Here is a 15,005-nt window from a genome sequence, read left to right as displayed (position 1 = left end):
CTATCAGTTCTGGTTGTTGAGATTGTTCAAATTGCGCAGCTGGCGCATGTACAGCTTGTCGAGCACTTGCAGCTCTTCTTCCGTGAATCCTTCGTACAGTGCCGAGGTTTCCTGGTACACGTCGGGCAGCGCCGTTTCGATCAGCGCGCGGCCCTTGTCGGTCAGCGAGATCATTACCGAACGGCGGTCGCCGGGACGCGTGCCCCGATGGATCAGGCCGCGCGTTTCCAGGTCGTTGCACACGCGCGTCAGGTTGGCCGGCTTTTCATGGCAGGCCATGCCCAGGGTGCAGGCGTTCGAGGTTTCGTCGTCCGTGCCGTACAGCACGGCCAGCACCATGTAGCTGGCATCGACCAGGTCGTGCTTTTTCAGCGCGGCGTTGGTCAGGTCCTTCATGCCTTTTTGAATGTGGTACGTCATGCGCAACAGGCGCATCAGTTCCATGGGGAAGCCTGGCATGCGCGTGCGGATGTTTTGCAGCCGCTTGGCGGTGGCGTCAAAAGCGGTCATGTCATATTCCTTCATGTGTGAATAAAGTTCCGATTGTATCTTGTTGAGCTAGGGCAATGCCAGGATTGCAAGCTTATATGCCGCCTCCCAGTGCATTCATCAAGGAAACGTACAGATCGAGCTCGCGCGCCCCATTTTGCGCCTGCTGCTGTTCTTCCGCCAGCAGCGCCACTTGCGTGTTGAGCATGGCGATGGCGTCGCTCATGCCCGCCTTGTACGCCTTTTCCGCCAGGTCGCGCGCGCGTTGCGCCGTGGCCAGCGCCTGCGCGGTCAGCTCGTGTTGCTTGGCCAGCGACTGCGCCTTGGTGACGGCGTTGGCCACGTCCGACATGGCGTTGATGACGGTGGCGTTGTACTGCTCCACGGCGCCGTCGTACACGGCCGTCTGGCTGCCCAGCTGGGCGCGCAAACGGGCGCCGGCAAAGATGGGCAGGCTCAGCGCGGGCGAAGCGCCGCGCACCTGCGAATTGGCGTCAAGAAAATGGCTGAAGCCGAAGGCCTGGAAGCCGGCAAACGCCACCAGGTTCACGTTCGGGTAAAACTCGGCCTTGGCCGCGTCGATGCGCTGCGCCGCCGCTTCCACCCGCCAGCGCTGGGCGGCGATGTCGGGCCGGCGGCCGATCAGATCGGCCGGCAGGGCGGCGGGAATGGCCAGCGGCTGGTCCAGGCGCAGCACGGGACGCGTGAGCGCCGCACCGGCTGCCGGGCCCTTGCCCGCCAGGGCCGCCAGCTGGTTGCGCAGCAGGGCCAGCGATTCGGCCGACTGTTCCAGCTGGCGGCGTCCGGCCGGCAAGGTGGTTTCGATCTGCGCCACGTCGATGTCGGTACCGATACCGGCCGCCTTGCGCTGGCGCGTGATGTCGAGGATGCGGGCGCGCTGCGCCAGGCTGCGTTCGATCACGTCCTGCAGCTGGAATTCATACGACAGCTGGATGTAGGTGCGCACCAGCGCCGTTTCCAGCGCCAGGCGGGCCATCTGCGATTCGGCCGACGCCATCTGCACGTCGCCCAGGGCGGCGGACAGGGCGGCGCGGTTGCGGCCCCACAGGTCCAGGTCGTACGAAGCCGTGACGGTGGCCTGGTTGCGCCACGCGTAATTGCCGGCCAGCGGCGCTGGCGTGCTGCCATGCTGGGAATACAGTTCGCGGTTGATGGAAACATTCGCGTCGGCCTGCGGGCGGGTCTTGTCCTCGGCGGCGCCGGCCAGCGCCTCGGCCTGGCGCACGCGCGCCTGGGCGCCGCGCAGGGTGGGGCTGTCGGCCAGGGCCTGGTCCATCAGGCGGTTCAATTGGGGGTCATGCAAGTCTTGCCACCATTGCGTGCGCGGCCAGGCGATCGCTGCGCTGGCGGCGGCATCCATGGCCTGGCTCGCTTGCAGCTTGTTGGCGTCGAGCATGGCCGATTGCGGCGCGATATGGCCCATGTCGGCGCACGCGCTCACGGCAAGGATCAGGCTGGCGGCAAGCAAACGGCGGTGCAGGGACATGCAGGAACTCCGGAAGAAGGTGTTGGGGTACTGCTGACAGCTCGCCGCGGTGAGCGCCGGGAGTGGCCCGGGTGCTGCGCCGCAACTGAGTTGTTACTGACTGAAACCGGCTGACTGGTTTCTTATTGCACGACGTGTTTTGCCGTTTGCGCGACGTCAAAGTCCGCTTCCGTTTGCGGGATCAGGCCAGCTTTGCGGGCGGCGTAGAACTCGGCCATGACTTGCTCGCGCGTCACTTGGCTGGCGGCGGTGGCCGGTGTTTTCGGATAGTCGACTTCGCTGGGGGCGATTTCGCCGGCGTTGCGGGCACGGACGTATTCGGCCGTGACTTGTTCGCGCGACAATTGCTGGCCCGTGGTGGCAGGCACGGCGCTTTGGGCGAAAGCCGAGGTGGCGGTGGTGACGGCAAACAATGCTGCGATAAGGGATTTGGCTTGCATGATAAGACTCCAAAATGTGCTTGATGGCTGGGTGGATGGGCCGGATCGCCACGTACCGGTCGGTTCGGCGGCATGGCGCTGGTGGGCGCCGTGCCATCGATGAAGCAGTTTCTGGGTGAGAAGATGCTTACTTGAATTAACTATAGCAATGAATAGTACATTTGTGAAGTAATTTATGAAAATAGTTGTGTGCCGCCGCATTCCCTGGGGGAAAGGCCGTGCAGGCGTGCGCCGCTGGCCGGGCCAGGGGAGTAAGCTGGTTTTTTTGTTAACGGAGGCCGCCATGAGCAGCAGTTCACTCGATCCGGACAATTTGCCCGTCATCCCCGACCGCGTCCTGGGCAGCGGCCATGGCAAGGGGGCGCTGGGCCCCAGCGACAGTTCCGACAGCGGCAGCGACATGCAGGGCGTACCGGGCCAGGACCCGGAAGAGCTCGATAACGACAGCGATGCCGCGGGCACGGGCGAGCGGGCCGGCGTGGAGCCGCGCAATACGGCGCCCGACGGCGGCGATATCGACGTCGACCACGTGGAAAGCATGGCGCCCGTGCGGCCGGCAGAGGACGGCGATGGCGAACCCGGCGCTCCCCAGGCGCCAGTGCCACGGCCCTGATGCCAGAGGCCGGCCGCAAATTGCCGCCGCTGTGGCGCCATCAGCGTAAAATGGCGGCAAGGCGGCGTGCGCGCCGCCATGGCCAGCCGGCCGGCACAGGATAGGATGTCACAGGATGCAAACGCAGATGTCGCAAGAGAAAGAAAAAGACTTGATGTCGATGTACCGCGAGACGCGGCCACGCGAGTTTTTTGGCGAAAAAAGTAATACCAACCACCTGGCCTGGAGTTTGCTGGTGGTCTTGCTGGCGCTGGCGTTCTGGCTGATCGTGGCCCTGGCGGCGGCGGAAAACCAGCGCTATGCCCTGGAAACGAAGGCTTGCCAGGATCACGTGTTTCCCACGGAAATCGACACGTCTTGCCTGAAACAGGTCAAGTCGCGCGATCACTGGTGGCAGCACGTGGGCCATGCGCTGGTGCGCATGGGCGCCTGACCCTGGCGCAAGCTGGCTGAACGATCTGGCTGAACTTGGCGGCGGCGAAGGCCGCTGCGGTGATGGAGCGATAGTGCGGGAGGCGCCATGCCACGCGATCACTCGCGCGAGCAGCCGCAATGGCTGCTCGCGCGCCACAGTGCCTTGACGGCGCGCCAGTTGCTGCGCGCCTATGGCTTGCTATGCCTGTTTTCCCTCGTCATTGCCGCCGCCTTTGCGCTGCGCGGCCTCTGGTACATTCCCGTCTTTTCGTTCGTTGAACTGGGCTTGGTGGCCACCGCCCTGCTGCATTACCTGCGCCACGCGCGCGACTATGAACACATCGCCCTGCGCGATGGCGAGCTGATCATCGAACAGGTCAGCGGCGGGCATTGCCGGCGCCACCACTTTGCGCCGTGGCGCACGCGCATCGCCATGCCGCAAGGGCCGCGCCAATTGATACACATCAACGATATGTATGATGCTACCCGGCACGTGGCGGTGGGCGTCTTCGCCACGCCGGAACGGCGCCGGCAAGTCGCGCAGGAACTGGGCGCGTTGCTGCCGCCCTATTTGGGCCCGTAAAACTGGAATGTCTGTACCACCAGCAAGGTGGTGGGGAAGCCCGTGATGGTCTTGAATTCCTTCACGCCCGTGATCTTGTAGGCGCCGGCCTGGAACGCTTCCCCTTCCGCCCAGCTGTGATCTTTCATCGCAAACTGCAGCAGGCGCTTGTCGTTGTAGCGGTAGCTGAAGATGGTGTAGGCGCCGACGCGGCTGGTGACGACGAAGTTTTCATCCTGCGCGTCGGCGATGAGCAGGATGCCCGGATAGCGCCCGATGCCCGCCTCCTCGTTCTGGATTCTCAGGATCACATCGGTAAAACTGCATTCGGCGTCGCGGATCTTGTCGCGCTTCGTGGCGATCTGCATCACCTCGTCGTAGCTCTTGTTGTGCACGATCGACCATTGCGGCGAGTCGCAATAATTGGCCGCGCGGACGCTGGCCGCACAGGACAGCAGCAGGCAAAAGGTGATGGCGGGGATGGCGTGCATGGAACCTTGTGATAAATGTTGGACGGCGGCGGCAGTCTACCTGCCCGCTGCCGCCGCCACAAGCGCAGGACGGGTGATCAGGTCGCCCGCGACGGACCTTCCCACAGATTGATATGGCCTTCGCGCGCCTGCACGTCGATGGCGGCCAGTTCGTCGGCCGTGAACGACAGTTGCTGCAGCGCGGCTACGTTTTCGCGGATTTGCGCGCTGCTGCTCGCGCCGATCAGGGTCGAAGTGACGCGGGGATCGCGCAGCACCCAGGCCAGCGCCATCTGCGCGAGGGTTTGCCCACGCTGCGCGGCGATCTGGTTCAGGGCGCACACGCGGGCCAGGTTTTCCGCGCTCAGATGCTGTTGCATCAGCGAGCCGCCGCCGGGCCGGTTGACGCGCGCATCCTGCGGCACGCCATCGAGGTACTTGTCGCTGAGCAACCCCTGCGCCAGCGCCGTGAACGTGATGCAGCCGATGCCTTCCTGCTGCAGGGTGTCGAGCAAGCCGTCTTCCTCGATCCAGCGGTTGAGCATGTTGTAGGCTGGCTGGTGGATCAGACACGGCACTTTCCACTCCTTCAGCAGGGCGGCCGCCTCGGCCGTCTTTTGCGGCGAATACGACGACAGGCCCACGTACAGCGCCTTGCCCTGCTGCACGGCGGTGGCCAGCGCGCCCATGGTTTCTTCCAGCGGCGTGTCGGCGTCGTAACGGTGCGAGTAAAAGATGTCGACGTAATCGAGGCCCAGGCGCCGCAAGCTCTGGTCCAGGCTGGCCAGCACGTATTTGCGCGAACCGCCGCCCTGGCCGTACGGGCCCGGCCACATGTCCCAGCCCGCCTTGGTGGAAATGATCAGCTCATCGCGATAGGGCAGAAAATCGTCGCGCAGCAGCTTGCCGAAATTGCTTTCCGCGCTGCCATACGGCGGGCCGTAGTTATTGGCCAGGTCGAAATGCGTGATGCCCAGGTCGAACGCCGTGCGCAGCATGTCGCGCTGCGAAGCCAGATTGTTGCTGTCGCCAAAGTTATGCCACAGTCCCAGGGACAGCAGCGGCAGTTTCAGCCCGCTGCGCCCGCAAGTGCGGTATTGCATGCTGTCGTAGCGGTTCTCGGCGGCGTGGTAGGTCATGGCATCTCCTCGTTGAATGAAGCGCTTATTTTCGCGCAAAATCAAGGTCCGTGTGCGTGCGCCGTACGCGTGGCCGGACGCGCCTTACAATGGGCGATCAGGAGTCTCGCAAGGAGTGGTCATGGAAATTGAATTGAAATTGTTGCTGGCACAGCAAGATGTACCGCGTTTGCGCGCGCACCCGCTGCTGGCGCAATCCACGCAAGGCGAGCCGCAACTGCTGCGGATGCACGATATCTATGTCGACACACCCGATCTGCAGCTGTGCCGCCACCAGGCGGGCTTGCGCGTGCGCCAGGTGGACGGACGCTGGGTGCAAACCCTGAAGGCCGGCGGCACGGTCAGCGGCGGTTTGCACAGCCGCCACGAATGGGAGGGCGAGGTGCCGGGGCCGCAACCGGATCTGGCCGCGCTCGACTCGGCCATCGGCCGCAAGCAGCCCATCCGCGCGCTGCTGCGCCAGGACGCCATCCGCGACGCCTTGCAGCCCGTGTTTACCACGCGCATGGAGCGCACCGTATGGCAGCTGCGCACGCCGCAGGGCGACCAGATCGAATGCGTGCTGGACCAGGGTGTCATCGAAAGCGGCGCGGATGGCGCCGCGCGCAGCGTGCCCGTGAGCGAGATCGAACTGGAATTGAAGCAGGGGCAGGCGTCCAGCCTGTTCGACGTGGCGCTGGCCCTGCTGCAAGACGTGCCGCTGCAGCTGGGCCACATGAGCAAGGCGGAGCGCGGTTACCGGCTGGCGGCGTCACAGCCTCTGCAGGCGGTCAAGGCGCAGCCTTTGCGGCTCGATGACGGCATGACGGTGCAGCAAGCCTTCATCGACATCTGCGGCAATTGCCTCGAGCAGGTGAGCGGCAACCAGGATGGCGTGGCGGGGGGCGAGGACGTGGAAAGCGTACACCAGATGCGCGTGGGCCTGCGCCGTCTGCGTTCGGCGCTGGGCATGTTCAAGTCCCTGCTGGCGCTGCCCGATGCCTTGAAGGGCGAACTCGAGTGGCTGGGCGGCGCGCTGGGCGAGGCGCGCGACTGGGATGTGTTGGCGGGCAATACCCTGGCGCAGCTCGATGGCGAGGCGGCCACGGATGCGGCGGCGCTGGCGGAGGCGGCGCACGCGCAGGCGCGCATCAAGCACGAACTGGCTGCCCAGGCCGTCACCTCGGCGCGCTACACGGCTTGCATGCTGGGCTTGCAGCGCTGGCTGCAGGCGCGCGCCTGGCGCGACAGCTGTTCCGCGCGCCAATTGCGGCGCCTGGACGCGCGCGTTTCGCCATTTGCCCGTGCCACCCTGCGCAAGGACCAGCGCCGCCTGATGCAGCGCGGCAAGCGCCTGCTGCATGCGACGCCGCAGCAGCGCCACCGGGTGCGCATCGCGGCCAAGAAGACGCGCTATGCGACGGAATTTTTTGCCTCGCTGTTTGCGGGCAGGGCCGTGCATCCGTATGTGGGGCGGCTGTCGGCCTTGCAGGATGAACTGGGCTGGCTCAACGACGTGCAGGTGGCCGACCGGCTGCTGCAGGAATTGCCCGAAGTTCCGGCCGACCAGACCGGCCAGACTGACCAGTCGGCCCAGGACCGGTTGCGGCTGCATGCTGCCTTCGTGCGCGGCTATTTGGCGGCGCGCGCGCAGGCGCAAGGCAGCGATGGCCGCATGCACAAGGCCTGGCGGCGCTTCAAGGCGGTCCGCTTGCCAGCCTGAGCCCGGCTAGGTCAGCGGACGTTGCAACTGGCGCTCGAGGATGGCCAGCGGCGACTTGTGCGGAGCGGCCATGGCGCGCACGGGCAGCAGCCAGGTTTGCTCCAGCGCATGCTGTCCCCGCAGGGCCGCGTGCGATACGGCGTCGCTGAAGACGATCCACGTCTGGCCCGGCGCGAACGCATGCGTGTGCTGTTCCACCTGCGCCTGGTAGCCGAGGTCGGCCTTCATGGCGTCGTGCAGCTGCAGCATATAGTGATCGTAGGCCGTGCGCCGCGACTTGGTGACGCGCAGCCATTGCAGCAGGGCCGCCAGCGCCGGTTGCGGACCTTTCGCGACGGGCAGGAAATGCCGCGCCACTTGCTCGAATGGCGCGCCCAGTTTCCACACGCGGGGTGCGTCGCGCGGATGGATGTTGGTGAAGACGCGCAGGATGCGCCGGCCCTGCGTGGGCGAGGAGGGAAAGCTGTCGACGTGCAGGCGCGTATCGTCCTTGCGCCAGGAAGTTACGCGGCCGGCGATTTCCACGGGCCGAAAGCTGCCCTTGCCTTGCTGCAGATGAGCCGAATAGCCAGGCAGCAAGCCGGCCAGCAGGCGCTGCGTGTGCCGCGCATAGCGCTGCATCAGCGCGGCCAGCAGGGTCGCATCGTAGGCGTCGCCATGGCCGCGCACGCCGCGCACCGGTTCCCAGCTGATGTTCTTGGCGCTGCTGGCGCTACCCACAGCGCCGTTCAGCAGCGCATGCTCTTCCTGTCGCAGGGGAAAGCCCAGCGCGGGCAGCAGCAGCACCTGCCCATCTTCGAGTGCCTGCTGCGCCGCCGCCTGCTGCGCGGCGTTGCCGCGGGCGTCCCACCGGTCCAGGGAAATATCGATGAGTTTGCTCATGGCACAAACGGGTAAGACATCGGAGCGGCCAGTATGGGCGCTTGCCGCCCGCTCCCGTTTGCGCTGGCGCAGATGCAGTTCACGGTGCGGCGCGATCGCGGCTCACATAAAGCCAGCCCGGCGGCCGGCGCGCCCTCAGTAAGCGAGGCGGCCCGGCACGCTTACTTCGATCTGCGTGCCGGCACCGGGCCGGCTGTCGATGCGCAGGCTGGCCGCGATGCCGGCGGCGCGCTCGCGCATGCCGACCAGGCCCCAGTGGCCGGGCCGCTGGCCCGCTTGCGCCACCGCGTCATCGAGGCCGCAGCCGTCGTCGCGCACGCGCAGGGTGAATGCCTGCTCCGCATAGTCGAGTTCCAGCACGATGTTGGCCGCTTCGGCATAGCGCGAGGCGTTGAACAGCGCTTCGCGCGCGATCGCATAGATCTCGTCATGCACGCGCGGCTGCAGGCGCCGGCAGGTGCCGCTCACATGCACGGTGAACGCGTGCGCGCGGTGCTCGGCCAGGCCCTTGCCGAATTGCTGCAGCGCCAGGCGCAGTTCGTCCGGTTCGGCCGAGGCGCGCAAGTCCATGATCTGGTCGCGTCCTTCGATCAGCAGCTGGTCGGCCAGGTTGAGCGTGCCGTCGAGGCGCGCCCGTTCGCGCGTGCCCTTGGGCAGCATGTCCGCATGCGCATGGAACGACAGGATCAGGCCCTGCACGCTTTGCAGCAGGGTGTCGTGCAGCGAACGGGCGATGCGCGAGCGTTCGGCCAGGCGTTCCTGCAAGCGTTCCTGCAGCCGCTCCTGCATGTTGCGCGTCAGGTGGCGGATGCGCAGCACATAGCCGCCATACAGCAGCAGCGCGGCGCCCAGCGCCAGCAGCACGACGAACCACGGCGTTTGCACGAAGGCGGGCGCGATGACGATGGCTAGCCCTGTCCCTTGCGTGTTCCACACGCCGTCTTCGTTGGCGGCCGTGACCTCGAAGCGGTAGCTGCCGGGCGCGAGGTTGGTATAGTAGGCTTCGCGGCGTCCGACCGCTTCTTGCCAGCCGGCGTCCACGCCCGTCAGTTTGTAGCGCAGGCGCACGCGTTCCGGCATCGACAGGCTCAGGGCCGTGAAGCCGATCTGCAGGGTCTTGCTGCCTTGCGGCAGGTGCTGCGGCTTGCCATCGTCCAGCGTGTAACGCACGCCATTGGCCAGCAGGCTGTGGATCTGCACGGGCGGCGCCAGGGCGTTGCGGCGGATATGCAGCGGGTCGAGCATGCCGATGGTGGCCGAGGTGGAAAACCACAGCTTGCCATCGGGCGCATGGATCAGCGACGGCACGGGGCGCAGCTGCGAGGCATGGCCCTGCAAGCCGTCGAGCGCGTCGAAGCGTTCGGAGGCGACGGCGCTGCCGTCGCGCATCCACGCGGCCAGGCTGGCGGCGCCGATATGGGCTATGCCGTCCGCGCCATGCAGCCACAGGTCGCCGTCCGGCAGGCGCACGATGCCCGACACGCCGCGAAATACCGTGCCGCGCGCGCCGCGCAAGGTGTGGAAGCGGCCGGCGCGGTACAGGGCCACGCCGTTTTCACCGCCGGCCCACATCGCGTCGCCATCGCGGTACAGCTGCAGCACGGTGCCCACTTGCAGGCCCTCGGGCGCGCCAAGCCGCTTGACGGCGCCCGCGCGCTGGCCGTCGGCCACCAGGCTGATGGTATTGTCGGCATGGCCCAGCCAGACGGTGCCCGCGCCATCCATCGCCATGGCTGTCGTCAGCACCGTCGGCAAGCCCGAGAGGCCTCCGTTGGCGCTCCATTTTCCTTCGTTCAGGCGAAACAGGCCGCCACCGGAAAACGAGGCCCACAGGGCGCCCGAGCGGTCTTGCTGCAGCGCCTGCGGATCGAGTCCCTGCACGGGCGTCGCCACGCGCGTCATGGCGCCGTTGCGCGCGCGATGGTGGAGTTCCTGCTCGTTGCCCAGCCACAGCGTGCCGTCGGGCGCCCAGTGGCTGGCCGCCAGCGCCCCCTTCAATATCACTTTTTTCATGCCATCGGCCGTAAAGCTGCGCACGTCGCTCACGTAGTCGCCGATCCACACGTCGCCATCGGGCCCCGGCAGCATGCCGGGATGGTCGAAGGGCACGGCAACGCTCAGGGTCTTCAGGCGGTTCGGCCGCAGCCGGTCCAGGCCCGTCGAGGTGCCGAACCACAGATTGCCTTCGCGGTCCTGGAACGAGGTTTGCGGCAGCGGGCCGCTGATGCCGTTCTGGCGCGTCAGGCGCTGGGCCGGCAGGCTGGGGCCGGAAGGGTCGAACTTGCGTTCGATGCCATCGGGCTGCATCAGCCACATGGTGCCGGCGCGGTCGAAGCGGATGCTGTTGCCCCTGGCGTCGGGCCGGATGGGCGCATCGCCGCGCGGCGCGCTGGTGCGCACGCGGTAGTAATTGCTTTGCGCGTCGACGGCCCAGATGGCGCCGTCGGGCGCTTCATCCATGCCGGTGAGGATGGTGCGCGGCCAGGCGAGGGAAAAGCGTGTCTCGCCCGGCCTGCGGAAATAGGCGCCATGCATGGTGCCCATCCACTGCGTGCCATCGCGGGCGAACAGGATCTGGTAGACGCGCTTGTCGGGCAGTCCCACGTTGGCCGCTTGCGCAACGAAACGGTCCGCACCCGGCGCTAGGCGCGCCGCGCCATCGCGCGTGCCGACCCAGATGGCGCCGTCGGGTGCCACTTCGATGTGGAACACGGCGCCCGGCGGCAAGCCGTCCGCTTCGCGGTAGGTGCGCGTGCCATCCTTGCGAAAGACGCTGACGCCGCCGAGGCGGTAGCCGACCCACACGGCGCCGTCGGCCGGCGTGGCCAGGCCCAGCACATTGCTCGACGGCAGGCGGTGGCCGTACACGCTGTCGACCCTGTCGAAGCGCACGCCGTCGTAGCGGTACAAGCCGGTGGCCGTGGCGATCCACAGCCAGCCATCGTTGCCTTGGGCGAATTTGAGCACATCGACGGGCGCGCCTTGCAGGGCGCCCCAGGCGTTGTGGGTGTAGTCGGACAGCAGGGGCGATGGGGCGGCCGCGCACGCGTGCAGGTGGCACGCCAGCAGGGGCAGGATCAACAGGCGGCGCAGCAGGCGAGCGGACATCGTGGCAGAGGGAGATAGCGGTGGCGGGGCAGTGATTGTAGCGCAGCGCCGTGCCTTTCAGCAGGCAAAAAAAAGCCTGCGCGGGGTGGCGCAGGCTTCTTTTCGCCCTACGTTGACAAGGTTCCGCGCTTACGCGAAGTTCTTGGCAACGAAGTCCCAGTTGACCAGGCCCCAGAACGTTTCCACGTACTTGGCGCGCAGGTTGCGGTAGTCGATATAGTAGGCGTGTTCCCAGACGTCGCAGGTCAGCAGCGGCTTGTCGCCGGTGGTCAGCGGGCAGCCGGCGTTCGAGGTGTTGACGATGTCGACGGAGCCGTCGGCTTTTTGCACCAGCCAGGTCCAGCCCGAACCGAAGTTGCCCACGCACGACTTGGTGAATTCTTCCTTGAACTTGTCGAACGACGACCATTTGGCGTTGATCGCGTCAGCCACGGCACCCGCAGGCGCGCCGCCGCCGGCCGGCTTCATGCCGTTCCAGTAGAAGGTGTGGTTCCATACCTGGGCTGCATTGTTGAAGATGCCGCCCGACGATTTCTTGATGATTTCTTCCAGCGACAGGTTCTCGAACTCGGTACCCTTGATCAGGTTGTTCAAGTTGGTGACATACGCCTGGTGATGCTTGGCATAGTGGTATTCCAGGGTTTCTTTCGAAATATGCGGCGCCAGAGCGTCCATTTCATATGGCAGTGGTGGCAGAGTATGTTCCATGTGATGTCCCTTTATGGTGAGTGTTCGGAGTCTTCCAGCCTGTGGCCGGAGGGTTGAGCCAAGCTTGCTTGAAGCAGGCATTCTTGCTGAACGAGCCACTATTGTAAAGCGGATGCGCCATTGCTGCAGATTCCGGCACGCGTCGCGGATGCCTTTGGCGTAGTGATTCTCGTTCAGCCTGAATCGGGCGGAAAAGTTCCCGGTCGCAAGCCTCAACGGATGCGCCGGGTGGTCTCGCGAACGATCAGTTCGAGCGGTGGAATGGCCGCCTGCACGGCCTCGCCATTGATCAGCCCCAGCAGCGCTTCCGTGGCGATGCGGCCGATGTCGTACAGGGGCTGGTGGATGGTCGTCAGCGGCGGCGTCGTATAGGACGAGCCGGGCAAGTCATCGAAACCGACGAGCGAGATATCGTCGGGCACGCGGATGCCCTTGCGGTACAGGCACAGGCGCACGCCGTAGGCGGACAGATCGTTGGCGGCGAAGACGGCGCTGAATTGCTGCTGGGTATCGAACAAATGGTTCATGGCCAGCATCCCGCTTGCCTCATGGAAATCACCTTCCACCATCAGCTTCGGGTCGATGGCGATGTCCGCTTCGCGCAGCGCGCGCTGGTAGCCCGTCAGGCGCTCGGCCGCATCCGTGTTGTTGGCGGGGCCGGCCACGAAGGCGATGCGGCGGTGGCCCAGTTCCACCAGGTGGCGCACGGCCAGGTAGGCGCCGTATTCGTTGTCGAGCTTGAAGCCGATGGCGCTTTTCGTGGCCAGCAGGCGGCCCGTCGAGACGATGGGGCGCTGCTGCGAGAAATCGAGCACGCTCTCGTCCGAGATGCGCCCCGACAGCAGGATGATGCCGTCGACCTTCCGCGCCAGCAGCAAGCGGATGCGGTCCGCCTCTTCCTGGGCATTCCAGTGCCCGCTGACGATGACGGACGCGTAGCCCGTGTCCTTCAAGCCGTCGTCCACGCCGCGCAGGCTTTCGTCGAAGAAGGGGCTGGAAATATCCTGCACCACGATGCCGATGGTCATCGAGCGGCCCTTCTTCAGCCCCTGCGCCATCTGGTTCGGCGCGAATTTCATGTGCGCGATGGCCGCCAGCACGGCGTCGCGCTTGTCGTCGGAGACCCTGGCCGTGCCATTGAGGATGCGCGAGACGGTGCTGGGCGACACGCCGGCCTGGCGGGCCACGTCGAGCAGGGTGGAAGGGGGAGCAGCGTGGGCGCTATCGTTCAAGGTGATTCCTGGATATCAAGATGGCTGGTTCTCAGTGCTCTGAAAACCTTTTCATCGAAAGATTACCATAAATGGCTACAGGGCCGTCGGTCGGGGTAGGTCGGAGTAGGTCGGGTTAGCCCGCAGGGCGTAAGCCGACACAGCGCAGCCAACAATGCGTCGGGACCATGCCTCTTGCGCCAACAATGTTGTCGGATTACGCGCGTAGCGCTAATCCGATCTACGCTTGAAAACGTTTTCACGAAAAACAACAGCATCTTGAAATGGCGGATTTTTGTGTCTTTTCATAGGAGAACACGCGCCATGGCATGGACCTTGCCACGCTGCCCTCAATAAAAATGACAACTTTTTCGATTGACTTGATTTTCTTTGCGGTGTTAAATGAGCACATGTTGTGAAAACGTTTTCAAGATAGAAGACGCTCAATAAACGGAGATGAAATAATGAAGTCAAGCATCCTTGGCGCCGCCCCTCTGGCGGCGCTGACCCTGGCCGCCGGTGTGGCCGCCGCGCCCGCAGCCGTTCCGCCGGCCGCCGCCCTGCCGGCGCTGGCCCCGGCCACGATTACCGTCGCTTCGTTCCCTGACCTGGACCGCGCCGTGAAAACAGCCTTGCCCCTGTGGGAAAAGCTGTATCCGCAAGTGAAGGTCAAGCTGGTCAGCCTGCAGATCGACGACCACCATAACTCGATGACGACGGCGCTGGCGGCCGGCGCGCGCCTGCCCGACGTGATGGCCATCGACTTCCGCTATGTCGGCAGCTTCGCCGAATCGAAGGGCATGGAAGATTTGCTGCAGCCGCCATACGGGGCAGGGCAGTACCGCGCCCAGTTCGTGCCGTTCACGTTCGTGCAGGCGACCAGTTCCCGCGGCACCCTGGGCGCCATGCCGGCCGACCTGGGACCGGGCACGCTGTTCTACCGCAAGGACTTGATGGACAAGGCGGGCATCAAGGAAACCGATCTGACGCAATCGTGGGAGTCATATATCGCCGCCGGCAAGAAGCTCAAGGCCGCCACCGGCACCTATCTGCTGGCCGGCGCCAGCGACCTGGCCGATATCTATATCCGCGCCAATTTGAAAGATGGCGAAGGCATCTATTTTGGCGACAAGGGCCAGGTGCTGGTCGACTCGCCCCGCTTCGTCAAGGCGTTCGAACTGGCCAAGGCGGCGCGGGTCGCCGGCATCGATGCGCGCACCGTGGCCTGGACGGGCGAGTGGGCCGAAGGCTTCAAGCGTGACAAGGTGGCCAGCCAGATGATGGGTTCGTGGTTGAGCGGCCACCTGGCCAAGTGGCTGGCGCCCGATTCCAAGGGCCAGTGGCGCGCGGCGAACCTGCCGGCCGGCGCGCTGGCGTCGTACGGCGGCTCCTTCTATGGCATCCCGAAAAAGGCGGCGAATAAAACCCAGGCCTGGGAATTCATCAAGTTCATGACCGTCAACAAGGATATCCAGTTGCACTCGCTCAAAGAGATCGGCGCTTTCCCCGCCCTCAAGGCCGCGTATGCGGACCCGATAATGGACGAGCCGCAGCCGTATTTCGGCGGCCAGAAGACGCGCCTGCTGGCGCGCGACACGGCGGCGAAAATCCCCGTCATCCGCGTCGACAAATTCGACGCCGTGGCGCGCGACATCGTCAACATGGAGCTGGAAAGCGTGCTGGCGCAAAACAAGGATATCAAGACGGCCCTGGCCGACGCCAAGGCCCTGATCACCCACCGCGCGCGGCGCTAGGAGCAG

General features: G+C 65.4%; 14 protein-coding genes. 5 read left to right on the top strand and 9 right to left on the bottom strand.

Translation table 11 applies throughout. The features are described 5' to 3' along the window. Positions 1 to 3 precede the first annotated feature (3 nt). The 3 genes from KO538_RS18120 to KO538_RS18110 form a co-directional block, all read right to left on the bottom strand. Positions 4 to 510 (bottom strand): MarR family winged helix-turn-helix transcriptional regulator, encoded by a 507-nt coding sequence (locus KO538_RS18120; protein ID WP_034751839.1) that lies wholly within the window; start codon positions 508 to 510, stop codon positions 4 to 6. A 73-nt stretch (positions 511 to 583) separates the two neighbouring features. Continuing rightward, entirely contained in the window at positions 584 to 1,996 is a 1,413-nt protein-coding gene (locus KO538_RS18115) for an efflux transporter outer membrane subunit (protein WP_219329220.1), read from the bottom strand. A 122-nt stretch (positions 1,997 to 2,118) separates the two neighbouring features. Then, positions 2,119 to 2,436 (bottom strand): DUF4148 domain-containing protein, encoded by a 318-nt coding sequence (locus tag KO538_RS18110; protein WP_219329219.1) that lies wholly within the window; start codon positions 2,434 to 2,436, stop codon positions 2,119 to 2,121. 283 nt (positions 2,437 to 2,719) lie between these two features. Here KO538_RS18110 and KO538_RS18105 point away from each other — a divergent pair, with 283 nt between their 5' ends. From KO538_RS18105 to KO538_RS18095, 3 genes are all read left to right on the top strand, one after another. Then, positions 2,720 to 3,049, top strand: coding sequence for a hypothetical protein (locus KO538_RS18105; RefSeq protein ID WP_070303941.1), 330 nt, complete (start codon positions 2,720 to 2,722; stop codon positions 3,047 to 3,049). 115 nt (positions 3,050 to 3,164) lie between these two features. Beyond that, positions 3,165 to 3,482, top strand: a complete 318-nt coding sequence (locus KO538_RS18100) for a hypothetical protein (RefSeq protein ID WP_034751758.1) — start codon at positions 3,165 to 3,167, stop codon at positions 3,480 to 3,482. Between the two features lie 87 nt (positions 3,483 to 3,569). Continuing rightward, positions 3,570 to 4,046 (top strand): DUF2244 domain-containing protein, encoded by a 477-nt coding sequence (locus KO538_RS18095; protein WP_070303940.1) that lies wholly within the window; start codon positions 3,570 to 3,572, stop codon positions 4,044 to 4,046. Here the strand turns inward: KO538_RS18095 and KO538_RS18090 are convergent. Next, entirely contained in the window at positions 4,031 to 4,516 is a 486-nt protein-coding gene (locus KO538_RS18090; protein WP_219329218.1) for a hypothetical protein, read from the bottom strand. The genes KO538_RS18095 and KO538_RS18090 overlap by 16 nt on opposite strands. Before the next feature lie 77 nt (positions 4,517 to 4,593). After that, positions 4,594 to 5,634 carry an L-glyceraldehyde 3-phosphate reductase gene (gene mgrA / locus KO538_RS18085; protein ID WP_219329217.1) on the bottom strand — a complete coding sequence of 347 codons (1,041 nt, stop codon included), beginning with the start codon at positions 5,632 to 5,634 and terminating at the stop codon, positions 4,594 to 4,596. A gap of 121 nt (positions 5,635 to 5,755) precedes the next feature. Between mgrA and KO538_RS18080 the strand changes: the two genes are divergently transcribed. Continuing rightward, on the top strand, positions 5,756 to 7,336 hold the full coding sequence (locus KO538_RS18080; protein WP_219329216.1) for a CYTH and CHAD domain-containing protein: 1,581 nt from the start codon (positions 5,756 to 5,758) through the stop codon (positions 7,334 to 7,336). A gap of 6 nt (positions 7,337 to 7,342) precedes the next feature. Here KO538_RS18080 and KO538_RS18075 read toward each other — a convergent pair whose 3' ends face one another. The 4 genes from KO538_RS18075 to KO538_RS18060 all read right to left on the bottom strand — a co-directional run bounded on the left by KO538_RS18075 (position 7,343) and on the right by KO538_RS18060 (position 13,266). After that, complete coding sequence (locus KO538_RS18075) at positions 7,343 to 8,218, bottom strand: Kdo hydroxylase family protein (protein ID WP_219329215.1); 876 nt, start codon at positions 8,216 to 8,218, stop codon at positions 7,343 to 7,345. A gap of 135 nt (positions 8,219 to 8,353) precedes the next feature. Next, on the bottom strand, positions 8,354 to 11,326 hold the full coding sequence (locus KO538_RS18070; protein WP_219329214.1) for a sensor histidine kinase: 2,973 nt from the start codon (positions 11,324 to 11,326) through the stop codon (positions 8,354 to 8,356). A 129-nt stretch (positions 11,327 to 11,455) separates the two neighbouring features. Further along, the gene (locus tag KO538_RS18065) at positions 11,456 to 12,034 is read right to left on the bottom strand and encodes a superoxide dismutase (RefSeq protein WP_034751750.1); all 579 of its coding nucleotides are present in this window, start codon (positions 12,032 to 12,034) and stop codon (positions 11,456 to 11,458) included. Positions 12,035 to 12,246: 212 nt separating this feature from the next. Continuing rightward, positions 12,247 to 13,266, bottom strand: coding sequence for a LacI family DNA-binding transcriptional regulator (locus KO538_RS18060; protein ID WP_034751748.1), 1,020 nt, complete (start codon positions 13,264 to 13,266; stop codon positions 12,247 to 12,249). A gap of 443 nt (positions 13,267 to 13,709) precedes the next feature. On the opposite strand from KO538_RS18060, the gene KO538_RS18055 reads away from it, so the two are divergent. After that, positions 13,710 to 14,999, top strand: coding sequence for an extracellular solute-binding protein (locus tag KO538_RS18055; RefSeq protein ID WP_219329213.1), 1,290 nt, complete (start codon positions 13,710 to 13,712; stop codon positions 14,997 to 14,999). Positions 15,000 to 15,005 lie beyond the last annotated feature (6 nt).

The organism is Janthinobacterium sp. NKUCC08_JDC, from assembly GCF_019345575.1.
Lineage (GTDB): Bacteria > Pseudomonadota > Gammaproteobacteria > Burkholderiales > Burkholderiaceae_D > Janthinobacterium > Janthinobacterium aestuarii.
This window is presented reverse-complemented; position numbering and strand designations above follow the sequence as displayed.

Excerpts from the sequence above, each read along its gene's own strand:
- KO538_RS18110 (WP_219329219.1), bottom strand. The coding sequence starts at position 2,436 with ATGCAAGCCAAATCCCTTATCGCAGCATTGTTTGCCGTCACCACCGCC.
- mgrA (WP_219329217.1), bottom strand. The coding sequence starts at position 5,634 with ATGACCTACCACGCCGCCGAGAACCGCTACGACAGCATGCAATACCGC.
- KO538_RS18075 (WP_219329215.1), bottom strand. The coding sequence starts at position 8,218 with ATGAGCAAACTCATCGATATTTCCCTGGACCGGTGGGACGCCCGCGGC.
- KO538_RS18100 (WP_034751758.1), top strand. The coding sequence starts at position 3,165 with ATGCAAACGCAGATGTCGCAAGAGAAAGAAAAAGACTTGATGTCGATG.
- KO538_RS18105 (WP_070303941.1), top strand. The coding sequence starts at position 2,720 with ATGAGCAGCAGTTCACTCGATCCGGACAATTTGCCCGTCATCCCCGAC.
- KO538_RS18055 (WP_219329213.1), top strand. The coding sequence starts at position 13,710 with ATGAAGTCAAGCATCCTTGGCGCCGCCCCTCTGGCGGCGCTGACCCTG.
- KO538_RS18065 (WP_034751750.1), bottom strand. The coding sequence starts at position 12,034 with ATGGAACATACTCTGCCACCACTGCCATATGAAATGGACGCTCTGGCG.
- KO538_RS18090 (WP_219329218.1), bottom strand. The coding sequence starts at position 4,516 with ATGCACGCCATCCCCGCCATCACCTTTTGCCTGCTGCTGTCCTGTGCG.
- KO538_RS18095 (WP_070303940.1), top strand. The coding sequence starts at position 3,570 with ATGCCACGCGATCACTCGCGCGAGCAGCCGCAATGGCTGCTCGCGCGC.
- KO538_RS18120 (WP_034751839.1), bottom strand. The coding sequence starts at position 510 with ATGACCGCTTTTGACGCCACCGCCAAGCGGCTGCAAAACATCCGCACG.
- KO538_RS18070 (WP_219329214.1), bottom strand. The coding sequence starts at position 11,326 with ATGTCCGCTCGCCTGCTGCGCCGCCTGTTGATCCTGCCCCTGCTGGCG.
- KO538_RS18115 (WP_219329220.1), bottom strand. The coding sequence starts at position 1,996 with ATGTCCCTGCACCGCCGTTTGCTTGCCGCCAGCCTGATCCTTGCCGTG.
- KO538_RS18080 (WP_219329216.1), top strand. The coding sequence starts at position 5,756 with ATGGAAATTGAATTGAAATTGTTGCTGGCACAGCAAGATGTACCGCGT.